Here is a 23,131-nt window from a genome sequence, read left to right on the forward strand (position 1 = left end):
CGGCGCAGCCGCAGGGGCACGCGGATTTTCAATGCAAATAACACCTTAAAACACTTGAAATATATAAACTTTTATTTTTTTGCCAATTCTTTACAAAAACAGTTCTTTTCTGTTTTACTGGCGCTATGGCAAAACAGACTGAAAGACACGACATAAACGACGAGCTGTATATCTTTAAACAAGATAACAGTGAGCGCTGGTATGCGCGATTTATACTAACCAATCACAAAAAATGGCTCTGTAAATCAACTAAGAAGAAAGATAAAGACGAAGCTATCGCCATGGCACATCGAATCTTCTTAGACCACCAAATTAGACACGAAAATAACACACTAGTCCAAAGTAAGCGATTCAAAGACGTAGCTGACCGCGTCATCGAAAAGCTTGAAGAGCAACTAGAACACGGGGGCGGTAAACGCACCTATAAAGACTATATTCGAGCTTTAGAAAACTACCACATACCTTACTTTTCACGGACATTTATTACTTCAATTGACCAAGAAGAAATATCTAAATTTGATGAGTGGCGTAAAGGGCGGATGAAGAAGTCTCCAGCCTCCTCTACATTATTAACTCACAATGCTGCTCTTCAGCTCGTTTTTAAAGAAGCTATTGAGCAAAAATGGATGATCGCCGCTCAAGTACCTGTTCTTTCATCTAAAGGTGAAGCAGGCAAACGCCGCTCTGCATTTTCGGAAGAGGAATACGAAGCTGTATTGGACGCAATACTAGAAAGAGAATTTAATGCCCATAGTGAAAAAACTCGTCAGATCTGTGAGTTACTTTATGATTATTGTGAAATAACAATAAATACTGGTATTAGGCACGGAACGGAAATGGACGCCTTAACGTGGAAGGACATCGAAATAAAAACGCAAGGGTCTAAAGCTCAATTCTTCATTCACATCACCAAAGGTAAAACAACAAAATATACAGGCCCTCGTAAAGTAGTTTGTAAACGTGATGTGATTGGTGCTTTAACTAGACTCAGAGAACGTTTTCCACTGCGTACACCTAACCAAAAACTATTTTTGCTAGCAAATGGTGAACCCACAAAGCAATTAGGTAAGGCATTTGAGAAAGCTCTCCAAAGTTCGGGATTAAAAGAGTCACCCAGAGGACCGCGAACGCTATACTCTCTTCGACATACCTACATTACGTGGCAGCTTCTCAACGGAACCAGCATGGACGTAATTGCGCGCCAATGTGGAACCAGTACAGCAATGATCGAGCAGCACTATAGTCACGTAAAGCCGGAAATGTTTGCCGATGCTTTGTCTGGAGTAACATTTGACAAAGAAGAGCCCAAAGCATTGTCTAAGAAAACATTGAACAGACGTGCAAAGACCGCAGAGCGCGACGAAAAACGCTTTAAAGAATGGGCTGAGGAGTTGAGAAAGCGTGGGTGTATTTAGTGCAAAATATAGTGAGATAATATTATTAATAAGTTCCGCCTAACGATGAAGTGAAAAAAAAACTGAGATAAAAACCGATTGCCGGTCGGTACTCTCTATGTATAATACCTATCGTTAATCGGTTTTTTAAAAGGGTGCGGCGAATATGAATCTTGGTGAACTTGAAAAGCTAGTTCTACATTATTTATGGAAGCACAAAGATGTTGATGTAAAGCAACTTTATTCGCATTTCATAAATGTGAGGGGAGGAAGCTTAAATACCTACCAGAGTACACTTGATCGCCTTTTCAAAAAGGGACTTCTAGCCAGAAAAAAAGAGGGGCATGCATATATCTATAACACAAAAGTCGAGAGATACGAGTTGATCGGACAGCTTATAAAGTCAGTTGCTAGTGACTTTATTGCTGGCGACGATAGCAGCCTTATCGCAGCTTTTTCTTCCATCTCAAGTGAATTTAGTGTCGACCAACTAACTAAACTAGAGCAACTTATAGAAGAGCAAAAAAAGCTCAAGTCAGTGAACAAGGATTAAGTAAAATAATGACAATATTCTTCAACCTGCTAGCAATTTTTACTATTGCATTCGCAATAACTAATTTGGTTGTGTCTATTGGCGTATCTTTACTAGGACAAAAGTTAACATCTGTTCAGTTAAAACCAAGGAAAGCTCTGCTTTGGTTTTGTGTTTCAATGCCATGGATAATGAGCATTTTAGTCTGTCTTTACTTACTTGATATATATGTCTACTCAAGCATATTTGAAACTAAACAATATGCTCATTGGCATCATATATCAGATTTCAACTGGTTTAGTTGGCATGCAGTTACAATAATACTCCTGCTCTCTTACATGATGTTTGTATTGACTTCAAAGACGAGACAGCTATGGCTTCATAGACAGGAGGTGAGCTTGCTAACTTGCCTCTCAAAAAACTTAAGCCGGGGGGTATATGAAGTTGAGATACCTAAATTTGCAGCGTTTACCTCTGGAATACGGAGCAAGAAATGCTTCATAACTACAGGGCTTTTGAATGAGGTTACTCCCGAAGAACTTGATGTCATTTTAAAGCACGAAAGAGCGCATGTTGTAAATAATGATCCCCTGAAAAAGTGGCTGTTTAGTATTTTGGTCTCGTTTTATTTCGCACCAATAGCAAGATTACTAACTCTACAGATGGTGTTGGCTATGGAACAAGATGCAGACAATGCTGTATTAGAAGAAGGAATTGACCGGATATTTGTTGCAAGCACTTTAGTTAAAGTTGCAAAGCTGAATGCGCAAGAGCACATACTTAAGTCAAGCGCTTTAGTTGTAAATTTCGGCGCAGATGTTCTTGAGCAACGCATCTATTTCCTCTTGGGTAGGTTGCAGTTGTCACCTATCAATAAGACTGTAGCGTTCTCTTTTGCCATTGCATTATTTTTTCTATGTATGACTTCTTTAGACGGTGTTCATCATCTTATTGAAACGGTGTTTAGCCATTAAAATTAATTCTGAAAACCGACCGGTGAACGGTTTTTATTTTCAAACCTAGTCGAAGGCTTTTAAAAAGCTTTCATAAGGAATTTATTTATGTTTTTTGGAAAAAAATTAAGCAAAAAACCGATCATCAATCGGTTTTTTGTGAGTGGTATGCTTATAAGCATGTCCATCAGTGGGATGTCTGTTGGTGTTAATGCACAAGAAATACTCACATTGAATGATGCAATTAGTCTATCTCTGCAACAACATCCTGAATTACATGTATTCACACATAAATCAGAGGCTGCAAAAGCTCTTATTACTCAAGCTGAGGTTGGCACGCCTAAAGTAGTTAATGCGCAACTCGAGGATTTCTTGGGCTCTGGCAACAACTCAGGGGTATCTGGATTGCAAGCAACATTGAGCATTTCATGGTTACTTGAAAATGACATTATCGAGTCTAGGGTCAATCTGGCTTCATCGAAAGCTGATGCAACTACAATTGATCAAGAGGTTAGAGCCGTTGATATCGCAGCAAATACAGCACGATTGTATATAACCTTATTGGCTCAAAAAGAGAACTTAAAGTTAGCGAAGATTGCAGAAGACCAAGCGAAAGATCTCTTGGACAATGTAGAAGGTCGTGTAAAAGCAGCAAGAGCTAACGCTATCGATGAACTCCGCGCTCGCGCTTCGCTATCTTTGTACGAGCTAGAAGTAGAAGATCTTGTTCATGAGATTGCAGCAACAAAATCTGCATTAGCGGCGCAGTGGAAGGGCACTACAAACTTTTCAGTAACTGGAACGCTTACAAATATTCCTTCAATTTCTGAGTTAGATGAAGTTTTGAAAAGATTGAAGGAAAACCCGAAAATCCAACGCTACATATTACAGCAACAAGAAATTGAATCTGAAATTGATTTGGCAGTAGTAGAGGAGTCACCCGCTTGGGAAGTGTCGACAGGCATTAGACGAAACGAAGTAATTGACGACTTTGCATTTGTAGCTGGGATATCAATACCTATTGGAGGCGAAGGTCGTAATAAAGGATTAATCACGTCTTTGCGAGCAAAGCAGAGCCAAAGTGCTGCTGAATCTGATGCCTTACTTCAAAGTATTTCCACTGATGCTCTATTGTTGACTCACAAATTAAAGCACAGCCTCCATGTAATCCAAAAATTATCAAACAGTTCCATTCCGATGTTAGAGCAAGCAAATGAGCAAGCTAGTCGAGCATACAACATCGGAAGTTACTCATATACGGACCTCTTTGCAGTCCAGAAAGAACTGTTAAATGCGCAGAAGAGCCTAATCGATGCCTATACCAACATTCAACTATTTAACATTGAATTAGAGAGATTAACGGGTACTTCGGTATCCAAGAATGAGAGAGCACTATGAAACTTCGCAAATTATTTACCTTAATAGCATTTGCCCATATTGGCATTAGCTTATCCGCAATCAGTAACCTAGCTGTTGCTGAGTCAGCTAAAGAAATTGCTCAAGAAGAAGTAGAGAAAGGCCCTAATAATGGTCGAGTATTGAGACAGGGTGACCTTGCTATCGAGCTGGCGATTTATGAAACCGGCACCCCTCCCGAATTTCGTGTATACGCTAGTTATGCAGGACAGCGAATATCAGCTGAAGACATTGAAGTGCACGTAAAACTCACGCGTTTGGGAGATGGCATCGATGACATAGATTTTTATGTTGAGGGCAATTATCTGCGCGGTGACATGGTTATCTATGAACCTCACTCTTTTTTAGTTTCACTTACCGCCAATTACCAAGGCAAAACATACGAATGGTCTTACGATAACTATGAAGGAAGGACAAAAATAGATGATTCACTAGCAAAGGCTATGGACATTAAAACCGATTTCGTATCGAGTAAAAAACTTAATGAGCGGTTGAAAGTATATGGCCAGTTAGTTTTACCTCCCAATGCAGTGAGGAATATATCTGCGCGTTATCCAGGCGAAGTAACTTCTGTTGATGTCATTTTAGGTCAAGCAGTAAAGAAAGGGCAGACTCTTTTCACTATCCAATCAAGCGAAAGCTTGCAAAGTTATCAAGTTAAATCGCCGATTGATGGCCTAATTACATTTCAGGATATTGGGGTAGGCGAACAATCGGGAGACAAGAAACTAGTCGCTATTACTGATACCTCGCAATTAATAGCAGAGCTGAACGTATATCCAGAAGACCAAAACAAGAAATTGTTAGATGCTCCCGTCGATATACAAGTTCCGGGTCACGATAAGACGATAAGCACTAAAATTTTTGACAGCCTTTATGCCGTTAACGGCTCGCAAGCAAAAGTCTATCGCGCCATTGTCAATAATAATGACGGCTTTTACTCACCAGGACAGTTTATAACTGCCCAAATTCTCTTTGACTCATTCACCGTTGAAAGAGCTGTGAAAGAGGAATCCCTTCAGGCTTTCAGAGATTTCACGGTGGTCTATGGAAAGTTTGGTGATCAATACGAAGTTCGGATGCTTGAGCTCGGCCGAAAAGCAGAGGGATGGGTTGAAGTACTAAACGGCATTCCCTCTGGAACAGAATATGTCACTCTCAACAGCTACATAATAAAGGCTGATATTGAGAAGTCGGGCGCGTCTCACGACCACTAAGGAACTCCTTGAATGTTAGATGCTATTTTAAAATTTTCAATCGAGAGAAGTAAGCTAATTCTCGTTTTTGTTTTCGCGGTAGCGATGCTTGGCCTTTGGAACTTCCAAAAGCTGCCAATTGATGCTGTACCAGACATTACCAATGTGCAGGTTGTAATAAATACAGAGGCACTTGGGTATACCCCACTGGAGGTAGAGCAACGTATCACGTTTCCTCTTGAAACCGCATTGTCAGGAGTTCCAAACCTGTCTTATACGCGTTCTGTATCTCGCTATGGATTATCACAAGTAGTTGCAATCTTTAATGATGACACTGATATCTATTTTGCTAGGCAATTAGTCAATGAACGTATTAACGCTGCAAAATCTGAACTTCCCTCAGGACTGGAGCCTGAGTTGGGGCCAATTTCTACGGGACTTGGTGAAATATTCATGTTCACGGTTGACGCTAAGGAAGGGGCAACCAATGAAGATGGTCGTCCAATTTCCCCGACAGACTTAAGAACAGTTCATGATTGGGTAATTCGCCCACAATTGATGCAAGTAGAAGGCGTTGTTGAAGTCAACCCAATTGGAGGATTTGAGCGCGAGATCCTTATTGCACTGAACCCCGATAAATTATTGTTATTCGGTTTAACTCAGCAAGATGTCATAAATGCAGTAGGAAAGCATAATTCAAATAAAGGTGCAGGTTTTATTGAGAAAAATGGTGCTCAATGGTTAATTCGACTGCCTGGACAAGTGGAAACGCTTAAACAAATTTCTGAGATTCCTTTGCCTACAGACCTTGGCAAGATTGTTCGAGTAAAAGACGTCGCGGAAGTAAAAGAAGGTAAGGAGCTAAGATCTGGGGCTGCAACACAGAATGGTCGAGAGGTCGTGCTGAGTACAGTCTTTATGTTGATAGGCGAGAACAGCCAAAAGGTCGCGAGAGGTGTTGGTGAACGAATAAAAGAAATTAGAGCGTCACTTCCCGAAGGAATAGTCGTAAACGCTGTCTACGATCGAACAAAACTAGTCAATACAACATTAGATACGGTCAAAATGAACCTTACTGAAGGGGCTATTTTGGTCATTGTTGTTCTGTTCTTACTATTAGGCAACATAAGAGCCGCATTTTTGACAGCTTTAGTTATTCCTTTCGCCATGCTTATGACTGTAACGGGAATGATTCAAACACGAACAACAGCGAATCTGATGAGCTTAGGTGCACTCGATTTTGGATTGTTAGTCGACGGGGCTATCATTATCGTTGAGAATTGTTTGAGGAGACTTTCTCATGCCACTCAAAAAGGCGAGCTTAACGCCAAACAACGTTTATCCTTAGTTTACGATGCGACACGAGAGGTCATTCGACCTGCTTTATTCGGGGTTTTCATAATCACCGCAGTCTACTTACCTATATTTGCGCTATCAGGTGTTGAGGGAAAGATGTTTCACCCAATGGCAATAACGGTAGTAATAGCTCTTGTTAGCGCGATGGTACTTTCAATTACATTTATCCCTGCTGCTATTGCGCTAACTTTCAAAGGCAAGGTAACTGAGAAAGAAAACATCATTATCAATACCTCAGTATCACTTTATAGGCCTGCTCTGAAGGTTATTTTAAAGGCGAGATGGCTGGTCATTACAGTTGCATTTTCATTAGTTGTGCTGGCTTCATTTATGGGGATGCGGCTCGGCAGTGAGTTTGTGCCAAACCTTGATGAGGGCGACATCGCGATGCATGCGCTGAGAATTCCTGGTACTTCACTATCGCAATCTATTGCGATGCAGAAAGTACTTGAAGAGAGAATAAAAGCGTTACCCGAAGTAGAGCGCGTATTTGCAAAAATAGGTACCGCGAATGTAGCTACAGATGCAGTTCCTCCTAGCGTTGCTGATAATTTTATAATTATTAAGCCTAGAAGCGAATGGCCTAACCCTAATAAGACTAAAGAACAGCTAGTTGCTGAATTAGAAGAACTAGTTACACCTGTGCCAGGCAATAGGTATGAATTTCTCCAACCAATACAGATGCGATTTAATGAGTTGCTTGCTGGAGTTAGAGCAGAGCTTGCAATAAAAGTATTTGGTGATGATTTTGATACTTTGGCTGAACTCGGGAAAGAAATCGAAACGGCAATTCAGGATGTTGAAGGTATACGTGATGTGCAGGTAGAGCAAACTAAAGGTCTTCCAGTACTCACTTTTCTACCGCACAGAGAAAAGCTCGCATTATACGGGCTTAGCCTTGAAGACTTTCAAACACAAGTAGCTGTGTCTATGGGGGGGCAAGTCGCAGGAAAATTTTACGAAGGCGATAAACGTTTCGATATTGTAGCGCGTCTTCCTGAGGAAAAGCGCCAAGATGTAAATTCGCTGTCTAATTTGCCTATCTCCTTACCAAATGGTGAGCATATACCTCTAAAAGAGCTTGCTGATATGGAAGTTATTTTAGGAGCTAATCAAGTCAACCGCGAAAACGGAAAGCGCAGAGTCGTTGTTACTGCCAACGTGCGTGGTCGAGATTTAGGTAGCTTTGTTCAAGATATACAGGTAGCGATTAAATCTAAAGTTAAATTACCTGCCAGTTACTGGATTGAATATGGTGGTACTTATCAAAAGCTACAGTCTGCGTCTGAGCGTTTAAGCATTGTGGTGCCAGTCACACTTGTTCTTATTGTTTTACTTTTATTCTTGGCACTAGGTTCGATAAAAGACTCGCTCATTATTTTTTCAGGGGTTCCGTTGGCACTTACAGGGGGGATCTTTGCTCTGTACCTTCGAGGCATCCCTTTTTCAATATCTGCGGCAGTCGGCTTTATAGCGTTATCTGGTATAGCAATTCTGAACGGATTAGTGCTTGTTTCGTTTATTCGGGATTTAATTTCGAGGAACCAATTGCTCGAAAGTGCAATTATTGAAGGAGCAGTAACGAGATTAAGACCTGTTATCACTACAGCTCTCGTAGCTTCGCTAGGTTTTATTCCAATGGCATTAAACACAGGAATCGGCTCTGAAGTTCAAAGACCATTGGCAACCGTTGTAATAGGAGGTGTAATTTCTTCAACAATCTTAACGCTTTTCGTCTTACCCGCACTATTTCGAATTTTACATTCGAACGACAAGTCTGAAGAGCACAATTCTGGGAATTCATTAATGAAAAGCGAAGGGTAAATAAATGTTAGGTAAATTAAAGCTAACGCATTTGGTGTACCTTCTTCTATCTCTGTGTGCAATGGCTTCGTTTGAAGCCTTTGCACACGGTGTAGACGACAGTACACGTAACTTCTTAGAAAACAACACTGGTATCCAGATAATTCCCTTTCTGTATATCGGAGCTAAACATATGGTTACGGGTTATGACCATTTGCTGTTTCTAGTGGGAGTGCTGTTTTTTCTGAGAAATAGTAAAGACGTCTTGCTCTACGTAAGTATGTTCACGATAGGTCACAGTTTAACTCTAATGACTGGAGTCCTAGCTAATATCCAAGTTAATGCATACCTGATTGATGCAATTATCGGTTTATCAGTGGTTTATAAAGGGTTTGATAACCTCGGAGGATTCACCCACTTCTTTGGTAAACAACCCGCCCCTAAGAAAGCTGTACTTATTTTTGGCTTGTTTCATGGCTTCGGATTGGCAACAAAGATCCAAGAGTTTCACTTACCTGAAGATGGGCTAGCGCTAAATCTACTCTCCTTTAACATTGGAGTAGAAATTGGTCAGTTTATGGCTCTTATTTTTATTCTTCTGTTAATTAATTTTTGGCGTCAATTCGAGAGTTTCGACCGTTTTTCTGCGGCAACGAACACAGCCTTGATGAGTGGTGGTTTTATGTTAGTTGGGATGCAACTAACAGGGTATTTTGTTAGCTAAATTTTATGAGAAATATATTTATGGAATCTAATCAAACAAATCGTGCACTGATAAAAGCGACTGTAATTGCATTGTCAGTAGCAGTAGTGTCTCTAGTGTTATTTATTTTACCTGCTGAGTATGACATTGACCCTACTGGTGTCGGAAAGAAGCTCGGTCTAACAGTATTTAATCAGGACGGAGAATCTCCTTCTGCTAAGACAAGTACAGACGGTGACCAAGATACAGTGGTCGTTACTGTTCCAGCAGGTAAAGGTATCGAGTATAAGCTCAGCATGATGGAGAGCCAGCAGGTCACTTATGAATGGCAAACAAGTAATGGCGAGCTATATGTCGATCTTCATGGTGAACCAGATGGTGATAATACTGGCTATTTTAAGTCATACACTGTCGCTACTGTTGAAAGTATGAAAGGGAGTTTTGTTGTTCCTTTTAACGGGTCACATGGCTGGTATTGGAAAAACAACACAGACAAAGATATTGATGTTCAACTAATTTTCAGCGGTGAATACATCGTTGAAGGTTTAAAGTAAAAATGAGGAATCACAGAATGAAACACATAAAAGTATTAACAATTGCATCTGCGCTTTTAGCTTCTTCTAATGCTTTCGCACATGGAGGAGCGCATGGCGAGGTAAGTGTTATGGAGGTCATCCAAGCTGCCCAGACAACGGCTAAAACACTTACTTTTAAAAATAATGGAATGTCTGTAGGGAAGCTGGACACATCATGGAATAAGGTCGCACAGGGAGATTTCGAATTAGTTGAAGCGACAGAGAGAGAATATATAGTTAAAGCGACAAACTCTGAGAACGGTGAAACTCTTTTCTTTAGCATTAGCAAAAAAGGAAAAGTCCTCAATGTTGAAAAGGCAACCTCATTTGACAAAGGTCATGGCCATTCTCATTAATCGAAGTTAATGAGAATTTAAGTTTCGAACAAGAGATTTTCAGAATCATAAAGTCAGCTTTCAACCGTGCTTTTGGTTCTGAAACGTTTGCTAAGCTATACCCTCAAACTTCTTTAAGAGAGAAGCAAAGAGTGCTCTATTGTTCGCTTTTTAGTATCTAAAAAGACAATAATTTGCGAAACATTGTTTCATTAAAAACTAGTCCTGACGGGTGAGGTTTACATCTTCTCAGGTTACAGTTTTTACATTACATATGCTTGAACACTTTCGATGCTGAACAGCTTATTAGTAGAAACCCTGTAGCCGATTCAACTCCTGCTATCATTCGTAGATGTCCGTCCGGCTCGATACTTCCAAGACCCAATGTAGTAATCGTAGTTAGTGAAAAGTAAAAAATATCCATGGAAGTGGCAGGTTGCTTAAAATCGCCGAGCTCGAAATAAAGTCCAATTTCATACGCCAGAGTAAAAATGACTGCTAGTAAAAGTTGGCTCGAAATGGCAATAACGACTACCGACAGTGTTTTTATCCAAGCTCCCTTCAATCTCTCGCTGATATTGTCCGCGACTACTGAAATATTAAAAAGATGCAGCCCTACGCAGATCAACAGTGCAGTTAAAACTATTAATATAGACAAAAACATAATATTTCCTTGTTGGTACAAAACTTGACTAGTTAAGATTGATTGGTTTGTAACCTCTCTCAAGCTTTCTTTTGTTAGAAAGATTTACAAATATTAACTGTTTCTTAAGTAAGGATTACATATGAAATACTCTAAGTTCGCTGCAATGATAATAACTTCAACTGTAGCGATGTTTTTAATGATGTACTTAAATACCTACGCTATCTCGCATGTCTGGTTCAGTGAGACAAGGACTTATATGGCACTCTATATGGGGGCAGGCATGGCGATTATAATGTTAGCTTTCATGTTAGGTATGTATAGCAACAAGAAACTCAATACAGCCATTTTTATAATAGCGGCACTTACTTTCGCCTTGTGTATCTATCTTGTTCGTTCACAAAGTACCATTTCAGATACCGCTTACACGAAAGCAATGATTCCTCATCACTCTATAGCTATTTTGACTAGTGAGCGTTCTAACCTTGAAGACGTTCGCGTACGAGAATTAGCAAACGGCATTATTAAAGCTCAGCGAAAGGAAATAAAGGAGATGGAGTGGTTGATAGAGGATATAAATAAGAATGGCAAGGTAACAACTCAGGAACAGGCCGAACAGCGTCCAATTCCTCAATTTGAAGGTAAATTGAATAAAGGAAAGGAAAATGAGTAAGAAAGCTATCCTATATAGAATGGTTACTAAAGAGCACATTTGCCCTTACGGTTTAAGGTCAAAAGACTTACTAGAGCGAGAAGGCTATTCAGTAGAAGACAATCATCTTACTTCACGTAATGACACCGATGATTTCAAGCAAAAGCATGGTGTAGAAACGACGCCTCAAACCTTCATCGAAGAAAAGCGAGTTGGTGGATATGATGAGCTTCGTAAATACTTCGGGAAAGGAGAAGCGGGGCAGAACGGAACTACTTATGCACCTGTTATTGCGATTTTTTCTGTGGCAGCTCTGCTATCGTTAGCATTCCAGTTTTTTGTTTCTGAAGACTTCATCTCTATAAGAACACTGGTTCTCTTTATTGCTTTCTCAATGACACTACTTGCAGTTCAAAAATTGAAGGATTTGTATAGTTTTACAAATTCGTTCATAACCTACGATTTGTTGGCAATGAGGTGGCTTCGATATGGTTACATCTACCCATTTCTTGAAGCCTACGCGGGGATAGGAATGGTAGCTCAACTGCCTGCCATAGCTGTTGCGCCATTTTCACTATTTATAGGAACCGTTGGGGCAATTTCTGTCTTTAAAGCAGTATATGTGGATAAACGGGAGCTCAAATGTGCTTGTGTCGGTGGGGACAGTAACGTGCCGTTAGGTTTTGTTTCACTATCAGAAAACATTTTTATGATAGCAGGCGCATTACTCATGTTATCTTTTTAGTTACAAGAGTTGCTTATCGACTAAACTTAATAAAAGTAACTCTATCAGCTTTTAAGATTGAAAAGACTGCTTGTTTAACTACATAGGAAGTTGTTTATCTTAGTTACAAGCAAATGTCATTGATTAAAGTGTCCTTAAGACTTATCTTTTCTAAGGGAATAACGTCGCGTAAAGGTTGAGAGCAAATACAAAGTTATGAGATCTATTATTTTCACACTATGCATTGGATATTTATTGGTACTGTTTACCGTGCCAGTTGATGCGTGTGAAATGAAAATGGATGAACATAGCTCATTAACTAAGGTTTCTCACAAATTCGCAGACGCTCATGAGGAGAAACGTAGCAGTTCACCTAGTTCTAAGCATCAAAGCGCTCACACTGATGGACACCCCTCGCATTCGGGTAAATCAGGTTGCTGCAATGATGGATGTATGTGTATAGCTACCAATTGCTACCACTTTGCAAGTCTTTTTTACGTTCCCATTCGTCAATTTGAAACAACTTTTGCTGAGCAGTATGACATTATCGCTCTAGCTGTTCCCCCCAAAATTTTCACTCCACCTTTTCGTCCCCCGATAGCCTAAGGTACTGACTTAGTTAGTAATACTTTTTAAATGGATGAAATTCCTTCGTCCAGTTAGTATCAATTCAAAGGCTAAAAACTATGAAAAATTCTATCGACAACGGTCGCAGAAGATTTGTGCTCGCTGCCCTGACCTCAAGCGCTGCGGCTGCGTTAACCAACGTTAGTCCTCTATGGGCAGCACCTGTTGGTCGCCATTTTAAAGATCAAGTTTTGACAGGTGATATTAAAAATCTCAATGTGTCAAAAGCGCAATTGCCAATAGGCTCAAATATGGGCTCACCTATAACGATCAATGGTCAAATGCCGGGCCCGTTGATTAGATTGAAAGAAGGACAGAGAGCGCACCTCAATGTAACTAACCACCTAAACCAAGATACTTCAATACACTGGCACGGGATTATTTTACCACCAGATATGGATGGCGTTCCGGGAGTTTCCTTTGCCGGAATAAAACCTGGCGAAACATTTAAATATGCATTCGATGTCGAGCAAAACGGCACCTACTGGTACCACAGTCATTCAGGCCTCCAGGAACAGTTGGGCCATTTAGGACCTCTTGTGATCGACCCCGCAGATGGGGACATTGGGGCTGATAGGGAACATACAATTATTTTAAGCGATTGGACGTTTTCAGACCCCCATGACGTTATGCGAAAACTGAAGGTAGCGGAAGGTTATTACAATTATCAAAAGCGAACTATTTTCGACACGTTAGAAGACGTAAAGAAAAAAGGGCTTGCCGATACATGGGAAGAGCGTGCTATGTGGGGTGCAATGCGTATGAGCCCTCGCGATATAGCTGACGTTACAGGCAGTACATATACATACTTAATGAATGGCCGGACACCACAAGATAATTGGCAAGCCCTGTTTAAAGTAGGCGAGAAAATCCGGTTGAGGATCATAAATGGTTCTGCGATGACTTATTTCGACTTTCGCATCCCAGGGCTTGAAATGACAGTTGTAGCTGCAGATGGTCAGCCTGTTAAACCAGTAAATGTGGATGAGTTTCGAATTGCAGTAGCGGAAACTTATGACGTAATCGTTCAGCCAAAAGAGCGAAAAGCTTATACCTTTTTTGCGGAAAGTTTTGATAGAAGTGGATATGCGCGTGGCACCCTAACCCCGTCAATTGGCCTTACTGCAGAGGTTCCCCCACAGCGAGTTATCACAGAGCGTGGTATGGCGGCGATGGGGGTGGACATGTCTGGTATGAAAGGCATGAATATGGATAAGTCCAAGGTCGACAGCTCGGGCATGGCTGCTCCAAAAGGTGAAATGAAAGGAATGGGGCAGCATAGCGCCCATACAATGCATGGCACCCAAATGGAAGGAGAAATGACCCCCTCCAAAAAGCTCCCAGTAGAAAGCATAGACATTGTCCACAGCGAAGACGGGCACGGCGCTGGTGCAGCGATGATTGCTAAAAATCCAAGTTCTAGGTTGGATGAACCTGGGATCGGTTTGGAAGACAGCCCACATCGTGTCCTTGTTTATACAGATTTAGTCGGTGAAAGTCCTTGGCCTGACGAAAGAGAGCCGGAACGTCAAATTGAGCTTCACTTAACGGGCAATATGGAAAGGTACATGTGGTCGTTCGATGGCAAAAAGTTTAGTGAAGTAGACGGATATGTACGTTTCAATTATGGCGAGAGACTACGTCTGATCTTGGTTAATGACACTATGATGGATCACCCTATTCATTTACATGGTATGTGGATGGAACTTGAAAACGGCCAATATCCTAGACCTCGTAAACACACGATCAGCCTCAAGCCTGGAGAGAAGGTCTCGTTACAAATCAGCGCAGATGCCCCCGGTGAGTGGGCGTTTCATTGTCACCTGCTATACCACATGGAAGCAGGTATGTTTCGTGTTGTACAGGTCGCATAGGAGATTAAAATGAAACAGATATTAATAGCAGGCCTAATAACATTAACTTTGAGCGTTGACAATGCTTTGGCTCAATCAAGAGATGACTGGCCATCTCCTATTCCTAATGAATATTTTGGCCAAGTTCTATTTGACCGACTTGAATATACTCGCACTGATGAGCAGCAAAATATAGGGGTCTGGGACATGCAAGCGTGGTATGGCGGAGATTACCATCGTCTTGTTTTTAAAAGCGAAGGCGAAAATACACAAAACGATGGAATGCCTACTGATCTGGAACGAGCAGAACTGTTGTACGGTTATCTAGTTTCTTCTTTTTGGTCTATACAATTTGGTGTGGGCACAACGGGAGAGCTGTCATCAGATGCGGATATGGAGAACTATGCGGTGGTCAGTTATCAAGGTCTAGCTCCTTACTGGTTTGAAATGGAAAATTCACTGCGTATTAACGAAGACGGTGACATGCAGTTCATCAATGAAACCGAATATGACTGGCAACTAAGTCAAGTTTCCTATCTGCAACCGCGACTGGAAGTTGTTGCCAACCTCACCGATTCTGAAAAGTATGACCGTCAAAGCGGGTTGAGTAATATTCGTATTGGTTTGCGATATCGGCATGAAATAGTGAGGGAGGTAGCACCTTATGTCGGTGTTTATTACAGCAAAGCTTTGGGAAATACAGCTGATGCATTAAAGGCTGAAGGCAAGTCAACCAGTGAAACTGGTGTAGTGTTAGGTGCAAGGATTTGGTTTTAAACGCCCTACGCTAAAAATGAAATAACTGGTATGCCATTGCCAGTTATTTCTTTCTACACGTCTTCGAATTTGTTTTGTAATGGGCCTGTGTCCTTATATTTGCTGCAGGTTGCTTTTGTTGTTACTCAGGCTCACATGACATAAAGGAGTAACCAATATGAATGAACACGAGCATTCAAACAGGAAAGATTCGTTAAGCCTCTGGGGCGCGGTATCGATGGGAACTGGTGTAATGATAGGTGCTGGTATATTTGCTTTAACCGGGCAAATAGCAGAGCTGGCAGGCACATGGTTTCCTTTTGCGTTTTTAGTTGCAGCGATAATTGCAGGGTTTAGCTCATACAGTTACATCAAAATGGCACAGAAATACCCCTCTGCAGGTGGTATCGCCATGTTTCTGAAAAAAGCCTATGGTAGAGGTCTGCTGACTGGTGCCTGTGCATTGCTAATGTTTTTTTCCATGGTTATCAATGAAAGTTTGGTAGCCCGCACTTTTGGCACTTATGTTCTACAATTGTTTGACTCTCAGGGCGCTGAGTGGCTTATACCAGCGCTTGGCGTGAGTCTTCTTATTGTGGCATTCATTGTTAATATTTTGAGTAATCAATTCATACAGACCCTCTCATTTATTATGGCTTTTATCAAAATAGCAGGACTTGCAGTTTTGGCAATTGGTGGGCTGTGGGCAACCGGTTTGTCGTTTGAGAGCGTTTCAGCTCAACCGCAAGATACCAGCGCAACCGGTTTTCTCGGAGCCGTGGCACTTGGTATTTTGGGATACAAAGGATTCACTACAATCACAAACAGCGGAGGCGAGCTCAAACAACCAGAAAAAAATGTAGGAAGGGCCATAGTCATTTCTATATCCATTTGTGTGGTACTTTATGTTTTTGTCGCAGTTGCAGTAGGAGCAAATTTATCAATTGGCGAAATAATACAGGCAAAAGATTATTCGCTTGCTGAAGCATCTCGACCCGCATTCGGCCAGTATGGTGCTTGGTTTACTATAGCTTTCGCGATTATTGCCACGTCTTCCGGTGTCGTTGCCAGCATCTTCGCTGTTTCAAGAATGCTATCGATGCTTACATCAATGCAACTTGTGCCTCACCGTCATTTTTCATTACCGGGAGATATAAGAAGACATTCCTTAATTTATACGTTAGTCATCGCAATATTTCTTACCATATTCTTCGATTTGAGCCGCATAGCCTCAATCGGTGTAGTTTTTTATATCGTAATGGATATCTTCATCCACTGGGGAGTGTTCAAGCATTTACGAGATGATGTGCAAGCTAAAGCTTGGGTACTAGTCAGTGCAATTATTCTCGATATCATTGTTCTTCTATCTTTTATGTGGGTGAAAGCAAAATCAGATATCTTCATTGTTGGGATTTCTGTGGCTGGACTTCTTATCGTATTCGCGGCTGAGAAATGGTTTCTAAAGCTCCATGCGTATGATGATGATGATAAAAATTATAACTGATGCAAATCATTGAAGCTGTTCATGAACTACATCGACGGAGTAAGACAATATTCAGCGTAGGCAGAGTAGCAGCCTAAAAGGTAAGCGCAGTTGTTATGAATAGGAAAGGAATTAACCGGCATTAGCGTGCCGGTTATTTTTACTCGTGGCACACTTTAACCGCTTTTTTGCTGCTTCAGTGTATTCATTATTTCAGCAAACTCCTGTCCTTTTGACTCAGGTGGCTGGCTACAACCCTGCTTCTCTGTATTGGTTTGACTGGGTAGTTGCATGGCTTGCTGTAAGGCTAATTCTGAATTATTGGTTATCATAATATCTCACCGTTAGTTTAAATTTATGTGGCAGTAGATATCAGCAAATATCGTACCTGTGCTAAAAGGACAAATACTGACTATTTATTTAGCCCTCACTACTACAGCTGCCTATTGTAAATACTGGCAATAAGCCAACCCAGTACACCTGCGAACAAAGCCCATAAAGCTCCGCCTATCACTACACCCAATAAAGGCACGTTCCATATCATCCCTTGCCAGTCTGAAAACATTATATTACCAGCCATGGGTGACATCATGTCGGGCATTGTAATAATGAACAAAGAACTAACAACTAACAACACTCTCGAAGCTGAACGATGCGGCGCACGCGAACGCAAATACATTTTCTCGAATTTTCATCTTACGCCTCCTTAAAGCCAGCATCATAATGTAACGACATCGCTCAGCATTGTTGTTGAGTGAGAACGTAGAGCACATTAAGGTTATGTACGCTTCCTGTGAGCGCCCTGCGGCAAGTGGTGGCAACTCCACGGTTTGTGCGTCGCATTGTCTTTTATATTTTGATCTACAAACTGGTAATAACCTTCTTTTGTGTGTGTCCACCAGTCATTGTGAAGATCTGCGCCGTGTTTTCGAATGATCGCTTCAATACCGTCTAAATCGATATGTGTCGCATCATATGCCAGGTGAATAGCCCCTTCTTTGATGTTGTAGCTCACCTCATCAATGCCAAAGAGCTTGTCAATCTCTTCAATTAGGGGCTCGCAATTTGCCTCATAGACATTGCTGAGCCGTAAATTCCGAACGACTAAATTTGCTTCTCTGACACCGACTCTGTGGTCTAAATCACTCATATCTTTCTCCTCGGGTGTTAATTTGAATGTTTCTGAGATTCGGGTGAATGGCTTCCATCCATTTTCGACATCATTACTTCCATCATCTTAAGATGCCTTTCTGCCATATCAACTTGGTTTTGCATGGGTTGCCCTTCCATTTTTTCGTGCATTATATGCATCATTCCCATCATGGATTGCATGTGTTTTTTCATCATTTCACGCTGCTTGCTGGGATTCTTTTCTTCTTTGATAGCGTTAACTTCTTCCTTCATCGACTTTATTTTTGCATTCATCATATGCATATCTTGGCCACGCATAGGCATTCCCGTTTGAATCTCTGGCTTGTCTGAGCCCTTATGCTCATGCTCTTCCATTTGTTGAGCTTGCGATGTTGCAGCCATTACTAATGTGGTTGAAAAAATGATTGATTTAGTGAATTTTTTCATGGCTTTCACCTTTTAATTTAAAGTTGAGGTTTGGGATCCAGCCAGGTGTCGTGTTGATATAGCTCACATACTCATCGCCAAATTCAGCAATAGCCAGAGCTTCTTCACGCTTTGCCAGTTTCACATACACAACAACTAAAACTGGAAACATGACCAGTGTGGGAATGGTCGGCCATTGCAACAAAAAACCGAACATGATCAGTATGAAGGCTAAATATTGAGGGTGGCGACACCGCGCATACCATCCAGTCTTAGCTAAGTGATGGTTCTTCTGAGCGTGGTGCAGCACATTCCATGCTGAGGACAAGATAAAGAATCCTGCAACAATAAATACCATACTGGCGATATGAAATGGGTCCCAGTGGGCGTCGCCTTTAAAACCAAAGAAAGTATGCAACAGATGTCCGTTTTCGTGCGCAAAAAAGTTTACTTCCGGATAGGTTTCAGCAAGCCATCCTGACAAGAAATAAATAGTCAGTGGGAAGCCATACATTTCGGTAAACAGGGCTACAATAAACGCAGAAAATACCCCCAAACTTCGCCAGTCGGTGGAAGATTTTGGCTTTACAAAACTGAATGCAAAAAAGATAAAAATAGCTGAGTTCAGTATCACCATTGACCATAAGCCATAATCATATGTATCATTCATCTTGGTTGTCCTTTTTAAGTGACTCCTTTCGGCCTTCCTCCAACCCCTGAATGTATCCATCACGATAAGCCGCGTTGTTATCACTCAATTCCTGAAAACTTTTCTGCTTATTGTCACTGTCGCGAGAATGTTCGTGGGCGTGTCCGTGTTTACCGTGGCTACTGTGCATGAATATATGCATGAATGGGCACAGCAATAAAATCAAATAGGGAAGAAACTGAAGGACATGATGACCATGTTCGAAAATTAAAAAATAAGTAACGGCAGCGATCATCGCTAATGCTGCCCACCCTGTAGGTGTTGACCAAAATCTGGGGGGACTGTTTTTCATGACTCCTCCTATACCACCGTAAGAACACCGCGATACATCTGCATCTGGCAGTGAAAAGTATGTTCGCCCTGTGGGACGTTTTCGAGGTGAATTGGTGTTACCTCATTAAGCGTTAGCTGCTCACTGATATCTAATGAAGGAATTAGCAGTACTTCGGAACAGGGAGACTCATCTTTGCGCAAAAACTTCAACGTAACAGATTGGTTTGCGTTTACCTGAATAGACGCTGGTGAGTACACGCCATTTTTTACTTCTATGAGTATTTCGTTACTTTCAGTAACTGTCTGATCAGGCTTGTATAACCAAAACCACCAAATAATCAGTGCAATACCCGTAAGTCCCACAATATTAATTATCATCATAAGAAAACTCCTTAGTGGTCCTTTGCCTTGAATAGGCGAAGCCGGTTCGCATTTGATACCACTGTTAACGAAGAAAATGCCATGGCGGCTCCGGCGATAACTGGGCTTAGCAATACTCCGAAAAATGGATAGAGCACGCCCGCCGCAAAAGGTATACCTGCTACGTTGTAGATAAAGGCTCCAAACAAGTTTTGCTTAATGTTGCGCAAGGTGGCTTTACTAACCGCTATAGCATCGGCCAGACCATGCAACGAGCCGCGCATCAGGGTGATATCGGCGCTTTCAATGGCAACGTCCGTTCCTGTACCAATGGCAAAGCCAACATCAGCCAAGGCAAGAGCCGGAGCATCGTTAATTCCATCACCAGTCATACCCACTACTTCTCTCTGCTGCTGTAATTCATGTACTTTGTTGGCCTTATCTTCGGGCAATACTTCAGCAAAAAACTCGCTTATTGCCGCTTTCTTTGCCACTGCAGCAGCAGTTTCTTTGTTGTCCCCCGTTAACATGATGACCCGGATATCATTAGCCTGAAGACGCTTGATGGCAGAAACAGAGTCAGGTTTTATCGGGTCGGCAACCGCTATGATGGCAGCAAGTTGTCCATCTACAGCGAAATACATGGGAGTTTTGGCGTCTTTGGCCAGTGTTTGTGCTTTCTCTGAATAATTACCTATGCCCACCCCTTTTGAAGCCATAAGCTTGCTGTTACCAAACAATAAGGCCTTTCCTTCACAACGGCCTTCAACCCCCATACCGGTAATCGCATTAAACTCTTCGGTTTTCAGCAGCTCAATGCCCTGGTCGTGGGCACTTTCTACTATCGCCATTGCTAATGGGTGCTCTGAACCATTTTCCAGACTAGCTGCCAATTGCAGCACTGTCTTTTCATCACTGAAATTGGCTAAAATTATGTCAGTGACCTTGGGTGTACCTTCCGTAATCGTTCCGGTTTTATCCAGTATCATCACACTGATTTTTGATGCCGTTTGTAGCGCTTCGCCGTTGCGAATTAGCACGCCGGCTTCAGCAGCCTTTCCAACCCCCACCATAACTGACATCGGCGTGGCTAGGCCCAATGCACATGGACAAGCAATGATCAATACAGTGGTGGCCGAAACTATGGCAAATGCCAGTGCGGGCTCAGGCCCAAAGTTCAGCCATGCTAGCGCACTGAGCACAGATATAATCATGACCACAGGAACAAAGTAAGCGGATATCACGTCGGCCAAGCGCCCAATAGGCGGCTTTGAATTTTGTGCGCGTTTAACCATTGCAATGATTTGCGCCAGTGCCGTGTCTTTACCTACTCGAGTTGCTTTAAATAGAAACATTCCTGACTTGTTGAGAGTTCCAGCAACGACTTCATCGTCATGTGATTTTTCAACTGGCATCGGTTCCCCGGTTAGCATTGACTCGTCGATTGACGTATGGCCTTCAACAACCACACCATCAACAGGCACTTTTTCTCCAGGCCTGACTTTGATGACATCGTTAAAAAGCACTTGCTCGATAGCGACCTGGACCTCTTTATTGTCGCGAATAACCGTGGCTGTTTTCGCTTGTAATCCAATTAAACGTTTGATTGCTTCTGAGGTTTTTCCGCGGGCTTTTAGTTCTAAGGCAAGCCCCAGATCAATTAGACCAATGATCATAGCTGTAGCTTCAAAATAAACGTGCCTTGCCATTAACGGCACTGCTTCAGGTACCAACACTACCAACATCGAATAGAACCATGCTGTGCCTGTACCAAGTGCAATGAGTGTATCCATATTGGCAGAATGATTTTTAAAGCTCTTCCACGCACCGATGTAAAAATGCCGGCCGGAAAAGAACATTACACCCAGCGTCAGTAGGCCAACTGCTAGCCACAACAACCTCTCGACATTAGTCTCGACCGTCATTTCGTCGACAACAATGCTATAAGTCATTAGAGGGATACCTAGCGAAAGCGCAATGAAAGTATCTCGCATCAGCTTTTTGTAATAGGTCCTATCCGCTGCTTCTTTTTCATCGACTACATCAGTGTCAGGCTTATCTTCGAAAGGCTTTGCGTTGTAACCAACGGACTCTACTGCTTGAACCAATAATTGAGAATCCGCTGTACCCGATACAAGTACTGTTCTGTCTGCAAAGTTCATTTCGGCATTCTGCACTCCCGGCGTCTGCTTCAAGGCAGCTTCTATTTTTCCAACGCAACTGGCACATCCGGCGCCTTCTATCACTAATTGTCGCTGTGTTACTTCTGCACTCATAGTGCTCTCCTTTTTTCCTATTTTTAGAAGACTTGTTTTTTGACGGACAACAATTTTTCTGAAGAAACACCTGCATTAAGTTCTGTCATTTATGTTTTCCTCCAGGACGGTGTGTTCAAACTCTTCTATTAAATGACAGACCACGTGTGAGGATGGGGCTTTGTCACCCATTGCTCCCCATTTCCTTACTGCCAGCATCATATTTTGCCTGAGTAACAACATTGCCTTAAATTGTCTTTCTGTTTCTGCTAGCCTTCTTGCAATTAAGGTTCTAACTAGGGGACAAGCGGTCTTTCCATTATCTGCTTCTCTGAGAATTTGCTTGATATCTTCAACTGAAAAACCTAAATGCCTTGCACTTAATATAAACCGCAACCTGGAAGCATCTTTCGTTGAATAGAATTTATAACCATTGTCAGATTTTGCCGGCGTTATTAACTGCAAGCGCGTGTAATAGCGAACAGTATCTGGCGTTGTAGCCAAGGCGCTTGCGATCTCTCTTACTTTCATAGTTGTTCCGATGTCTTTAACCTAAAATTTTACTTATACCTAAAGGCTAAACCTGTTTGTGGGACGCGAGTCAATAGGCATGTAACTCGTGAAACTTTCGGTTCTAAGATGTAATGCGTTTGTAAGTGAGGCGGATAATACTTGCTGTTCGTTTACTGATAGCAAACAGTGTCTTAATGTATATTAATTAAGCAGTTGATCGTCTAAGACATTCTTTGATTGCAATTGATTAGTAAAGAAAACTTAGAGAAAAGCCTCACTGAGTTTATGTGTAGCTCTTAATCGGAGGGTGGAAGGGAGGAGAGTGTATACCAATTAAAGGGGTAATATTTATATCTGAAAATGAGCTTTGCTTAATGTTTTCACTTATCAGAATTTCAATATTTGAAAGTATACAAAATTGGGTTAAAGAAGTTGCACAGTAAGCACCTATACAGCACGCGCA

24 protein-coding genes are annotated in these 23,131 nt (G+C 41.7%); 14 read left to right on the plus strand and 10 right to left on the minus strand.

Annotated elements, in window-relative coordinates:
* The first annotated feature begins 125 nt into the window (after positions 1-125).
* The 9 genes from ACX5KA_RS13920 to ACX5KA_RS13960 all read left to right on the plus strand — a co-directional run bounded on the left by ACX5KA_RS13920 (position 126) and on the right by ACX5KA_RS13960 (position 10,284).
* Positions 126-1,415: a tyrosine-type recombinase/integrase gene (locus ACX5KA_RS13920; RefSeq protein WP_012516826.1), complete on the plus strand. Its 1,290-nt coding sequence runs from the start codon at positions 126-128 to the stop codon at positions 1,413-1,415.
* A 145-nt stretch (positions 1,416-1,560) separates the two neighbouring features.
* Positions 1,561-1,947: a BlaI/MecI/CopY family transcriptional regulator gene (locus tag ACX5KA_RS13925; protein WP_012516825.1), complete on the plus strand. Its 387-nt coding sequence runs from the start codon at positions 1,561-1,563 to the stop codon at positions 1,945-1,947.
* 8 nt (positions 1,948-1,955) lie between these two features.
* Positions 1,956-2,900 carry a M56 family metallopeptidase gene (locus ACX5KA_RS13930; RefSeq protein WP_196898122.1) on the plus strand — a complete coding sequence of 315 codons (945 nt, stop codon included), beginning with the start codon at positions 1,956-1,958 and terminating at the stop codon, positions 2,898-2,900.
* A gap of 87 nt (positions 2,901-2,987) precedes the next feature.
* On the plus strand, positions 2,988-4,277 hold the full coding sequence (locus ACX5KA_RS13935; RefSeq protein WP_196898120.1) for a TolC family protein: 1,290 nt from the start codon (positions 2,988-2,990) through the stop codon (positions 4,275-4,277).
* Positions 4,274-5,512: an efflux RND transporter periplasmic adaptor subunit gene (locus tag ACX5KA_RS13940; RefSeq protein WP_281716260.1), complete on the plus strand. Its 1,239-nt coding sequence runs from the start codon at positions 4,274-4,276 to the stop codon at positions 5,510-5,512. The genes ACX5KA_RS13935 and ACX5KA_RS13940 overlap by 4 nt, the downstream gene beginning before the upstream one ends.
* A 12-nt stretch (positions 5,513-5,524) precedes the next feature.
* Positions 5,525-8,671 (plus strand): efflux RND transporter permease subunit, encoded by a 3,147-nt coding sequence (locus tag ACX5KA_RS13945; protein ID WP_458731461.1) that lies wholly within the window; start codon positions 5,525-5,527, stop codon positions 8,669-8,671.
* Positions 8,672-8,675: 4 nt separating this feature from the next.
* Complete coding sequence (locus ACX5KA_RS13950) at positions 8,676-9,374, plus strand: HupE/UreJ family protein (RefSeq protein ID WP_196898114.1); 699 nt, start codon at positions 8,676-8,678, stop codon at positions 9,372-9,374.
* Positions 9,375-9,394: 20 nt separating this feature from the next.
* Positions 9,395-9,907, plus strand: a complete 513-nt coding sequence (locus tag ACX5KA_RS13955; protein WP_061486897.1) for a hypothetical protein — start codon at positions 9,395-9,397, stop codon at positions 9,905-9,907.
* 17 nt (positions 9,908-9,924) lie between these two features.
* Positions 9,925-10,284 (plus strand): DUF6488 family protein, encoded by a 360-nt coding sequence (locus tag ACX5KA_RS13960; RefSeq protein ID WP_020742705.1) that lies wholly within the window; start codon positions 9,925-9,927, stop codon positions 10,282-10,284.
* A 247-nt stretch (positions 10,285-10,531) separates the two neighbouring features.
* Here ACX5KA_RS13960 and ACX5KA_RS13965 read toward each other — a convergent pair whose 3' ends face one another.
* Positions 10,532-10,927, minus strand: coding sequence for an ion channel (locus ACX5KA_RS13965; RefSeq protein WP_015066041.1), 396 nt, complete (start codon positions 10,925-10,927; stop codon positions 10,532-10,534).
* 121 nt (positions 10,928-11,048) lie between these two features.
* Here ACX5KA_RS13965 and ACX5KA_RS13970 point away from each other — a divergent pair, with 121 nt between their 5' ends.
* From ACX5KA_RS13970 to ACX5KA_RS13990, 5 genes are all read left to right on the plus strand, one after another.
* Positions 11,049-11,579 carry a DUF305 domain-containing protein gene (locus tag ACX5KA_RS13970; RefSeq protein ID WP_012516919.1) on the plus strand — a complete coding sequence of 177 codons (531 nt, stop codon included), beginning with the start codon at positions 11,049-11,051 and terminating at the stop codon, positions 11,577-11,579.
* Positions 11,572-12,303: a MauE/DoxX family redox-associated membrane protein gene (locus ACX5KA_RS13975; RefSeq protein ID WP_012516918.1), complete on the plus strand. Its 732-nt coding sequence runs from the start codon at positions 11,572-11,574 to the stop codon at positions 12,301-12,303. The genes ACX5KA_RS13970 and ACX5KA_RS13975 overlap by 8 nt, the downstream gene beginning before the upstream one ends.
* A 665-nt stretch (positions 12,304-12,968) precedes the next feature.
* A complete protein-coding gene (locus ACX5KA_RS13980; RefSeq protein ID WP_458731462.1) occupies positions 12,969-14,783 on the plus strand; it encodes a copper resistance system multicopper oxidase in 1,815 nt (604 codons plus the stop codon).
* A 9-nt stretch (positions 14,784-14,792) separates the two neighbouring features.
* Positions 14,793-15,539, plus strand: coding sequence for a copper resistance protein B (locus ACX5KA_RS13985; RefSeq protein ID WP_278345796.1), 747 nt, complete (start codon positions 14,793-14,795; stop codon positions 15,537-15,539).
* 157 nt (positions 15,540-15,696) lie between these two features.
* A complete protein-coding gene (locus ACX5KA_RS13990) occupies positions 15,697-17,022 on the plus strand; it encodes an APC family permease (protein WP_012516915.1) in 1,326 nt (441 codons plus the stop codon).
* A gap of 155 nt (positions 17,023-17,177) precedes the next feature.
* Here the strand turns inward: ACX5KA_RS13990 and ACX5KA_RS13995 are convergent, their stop codons facing one another.
* The 9 genes from ACX5KA_RS13995 to ACX5KA_RS14035 form a co-directional block, all read right to left on the minus strand.
* Positions 17,178-17,333 carry a hypothetical protein gene (locus ACX5KA_RS13995; protein ID WP_012516914.1) on the minus strand — a complete coding sequence of 52 codons (156 nt, stop codon included), beginning with the start codon at positions 17,331-17,333 and terminating at the stop codon, positions 17,178-17,180.
* A gap of 101 nt (positions 17,334-17,434) precedes the next feature.
* Positions 17,435-17,680, minus strand: a complete 246-nt coding sequence (locus ACX5KA_RS14000) for a DUF5676 family membrane protein (protein WP_012516913.1) — start codon at positions 17,678-17,680, stop codon at positions 17,435-17,437.
* Between the two features lie 99 nt (positions 17,681-17,779).
* Positions 17,780-18,151, minus strand: a complete 372-nt coding sequence (locus tag ACX5KA_RS14005; RefSeq protein ID WP_012516912.1) for a hypothetical protein — start codon at positions 18,149-18,151, stop codon at positions 17,780-17,782.
* A gap of 17 nt (positions 18,152-18,168) precedes the next feature.
* Positions 18,169-18,579, minus strand: coding sequence for a hypothetical protein (locus ACX5KA_RS14010; protein ID WP_012516911.1), 411 nt, complete (start codon positions 18,577-18,579; stop codon positions 18,169-18,171).
* On the minus strand, positions 18,563-19,228 hold the full coding sequence (locus ACX5KA_RS14015; RefSeq protein WP_012516910.1) for a methyltransferase family protein: 666 nt from the start codon (positions 19,226-19,228) through the stop codon (positions 18,563-18,565). Before ACX5KA_RS14015 ends, ACX5KA_RS14010 begins: the two co-directional genes overlap by 17 nt.
* Positions 19,221-19,559 (minus strand): DUF2933 domain-containing protein, encoded by a 339-nt coding sequence (locus ACX5KA_RS14020; RefSeq protein WP_458731463.1) that lies wholly within the window; start codon positions 19,557-19,559, stop codon positions 19,221-19,223. The genes ACX5KA_RS14015 and ACX5KA_RS14020 overlap by 8 nt, the downstream gene beginning before the upstream one ends.
* Before the next feature lie 8 nt (positions 19,560-19,567).
* The gene (locus ACX5KA_RS14025) at positions 19,568-19,921 is read right to left on the minus strand and encodes a cupredoxin domain-containing protein (RefSeq protein WP_012516908.1); all 354 of its coding nucleotides are present in this window, start codon (positions 19,919-19,921) and stop codon (positions 19,568-19,570) included.
* A gap of 11 nt (positions 19,922-19,932) precedes the next feature.
* On the minus strand, positions 19,933-22,176 hold the full coding sequence (locus ACX5KA_RS14030; protein ID WP_012516907.1) for a heavy metal translocating P-type ATPase: 2,244 nt from the start codon (positions 22,174-22,176) through the stop codon (positions 19,933-19,935).
* Positions 22,177-22,251: 75 nt separating this feature from the next.
* Positions 22,252-22,686 carry a MerR family transcriptional regulator gene (locus tag ACX5KA_RS14035; RefSeq protein ID WP_012516906.1) on the minus strand — a complete coding sequence of 145 codons (435 nt, stop codon included), beginning with the start codon at positions 22,684-22,686 and terminating at the stop codon, positions 22,252-22,254.
* Positions 22,687-23,131: the final 445 nt, after the last annotated feature.

The organism is Alteromonas alvinellae, assembly GCF_902705805.1.

What these genes read in the sequence shown, in the direction of transcription:
- ACX5KA_RS13990 (WP_012516915.1), top strand. Translation starts at nt 15,697, where the DNA reads ATGAATGAACACGAGCATTCAAACAGGAAAGATTCGTTAAGCCTCTGG.
- ACX5KA_RS13995 (WP_012516914.1), bottom strand. Translation starts at nt 17,333, where the DNA reads ATGATAACCAATAATTCAGAATTAGCCTTACAGCAAGCCATGCAACTA.
- ACX5KA_RS13980 (WP_458731462.1), top strand. Translation starts at nt 12,969, where the DNA reads ATGAAAAATTCTATCGACAACGGTCGCAGAAGATTTGTGCTCGCTGCC.
- ACX5KA_RS13975 (WP_012516918.1), top strand. Translation starts at nt 11,572, where the DNA reads ATGAGTAAGAAAGCTATCCTATATAGAATGGTTACTAAAGAGCACATT.
- ACX5KA_RS13960 (WP_020742705.1), top strand. Translation starts at nt 9,925, where the DNA reads ATGAAACACATAAAAGTATTAACAATTGCATCTGCGCTTTTAGCTTCT.
- ACX5KA_RS13955 (WP_061486897.1), top strand. Translation starts at nt 9,395, where the DNA reads ATGGAATCTAATCAAACAAATCGTGCACTGATAAAAGCGACTGTAATT.
- ACX5KA_RS13970 (WP_012516919.1), top strand. Translation starts at nt 11,049, where the DNA reads ATGAAATACTCTAAGTTCGCTGCAATGATAATAACTTCAACTGTAGCG.
- ACX5KA_RS13940 (WP_281716260.1), top strand. Translation starts at nt 4,274, where the DNA reads ATGAAACTTCGCAAATTATTTACCTTAATAGCATTTGCCCATATTGGC.
- ACX5KA_RS14025 (WP_012516908.1), bottom strand. Translation starts at nt 19,921, where the DNA reads ATGATGATAATTAATATTGTGGGACTTACGGGTATTGCACTGATTATT.
- ACX5KA_RS14005 (WP_012516912.1), bottom strand. Translation starts at nt 18,151, where the DNA reads ATGAGTGATTTAGACCACAGAGTCGGTGTCAGAGAAGCAAATTTAGTC.
- ACX5KA_RS14030 (WP_012516907.1), bottom strand. Translation starts at nt 22,176, where the DNA reads ATGAGTGCAGAAGTAACACAGCGACAATTAGTGATAGAAGGCGCCGGA.
- ACX5KA_RS14035 (WP_012516906.1), bottom strand. Translation starts at nt 22,686, where the DNA reads ATGAAAGTAAGAGAGATCGCAAGCGCCTTGGCTACAACGCCAGATACT.
- ACX5KA_RS13920 (WP_012516826.1), top strand. Translation starts at nt 126, where the DNA reads ATGGCAAAACAGACTGAAAGACACGACATAAACGACGAGCTGTATATC.
- ACX5KA_RS13925 (WP_012516825.1), top strand. Translation starts at nt 1,561, where the DNA reads ATGAATCTTGGTGAACTTGAAAAGCTAGTTCTACATTATTTATGGAAG.
- ACX5KA_RS14010 (WP_012516911.1), bottom strand. Translation starts at nt 18,579, where the DNA reads ATGAAAAAATTCACTAAATCAATCATTTTTTCAACCACATTAGTAATG.
- ACX5KA_RS13950 (WP_196898114.1), top strand. Translation starts at nt 8,676, where the DNA reads ATGTTAGGTAAATTAAAGCTAACGCATTTGGTGTACCTTCTTCTATCT.
- ACX5KA_RS13965 (WP_015066041.1), bottom strand. Translation starts at nt 10,927, where the DNA reads ATGTTTTTGTCTATATTAATAGTTTTAACTGCACTGTTGATCTGCGTA.
- ACX5KA_RS14020 (WP_458731463.1), bottom strand. Translation starts at nt 19,559, where the DNA reads ATGAAAAACAGTCCCCCCAGATTTTGGTCAACACCTACAGGGTGGGCA.
- ACX5KA_RS14015 (WP_012516910.1), bottom strand. Translation starts at nt 19,228, where the DNA reads ATGAATGATACATATGATTATGGCTTATGGTCAATGGTGATACTGAAC.
- ACX5KA_RS13935 (WP_196898120.1), top strand. Translation starts at nt 2,988, where the DNA reads ATGTTTTTTGGAAAAAAATTAAGCAAAAAACCGATCATCAATCGGTTT.
- ACX5KA_RS13985 (WP_278345796.1), top strand. Translation starts at nt 14,793, where the DNA reads ATGAAACAGATATTAATAGCAGGCCTAATAACATTAACTTTGAGCGTT.
- ACX5KA_RS14000 (WP_012516913.1), bottom strand. Translation starts at nt 17,680, where the DNA reads ATGTATTTGCGTTCGCGTGCGCCGCATCGTTCAGCTTCGAGAGTGTTG.
- ACX5KA_RS13930 (WP_196898122.1), top strand. Translation starts at nt 1,956, where the DNA reads ATGACAATATTCTTCAACCTGCTAGCAATTTTTACTATTGCATTCGCA.
- ACX5KA_RS13945 (WP_458731461.1), top strand. Translation starts at nt 5,525, where the DNA reads ATGTTAGATGCTATTTTAAAATTTTCAATCGAGAGAAGTAAGCTAATT.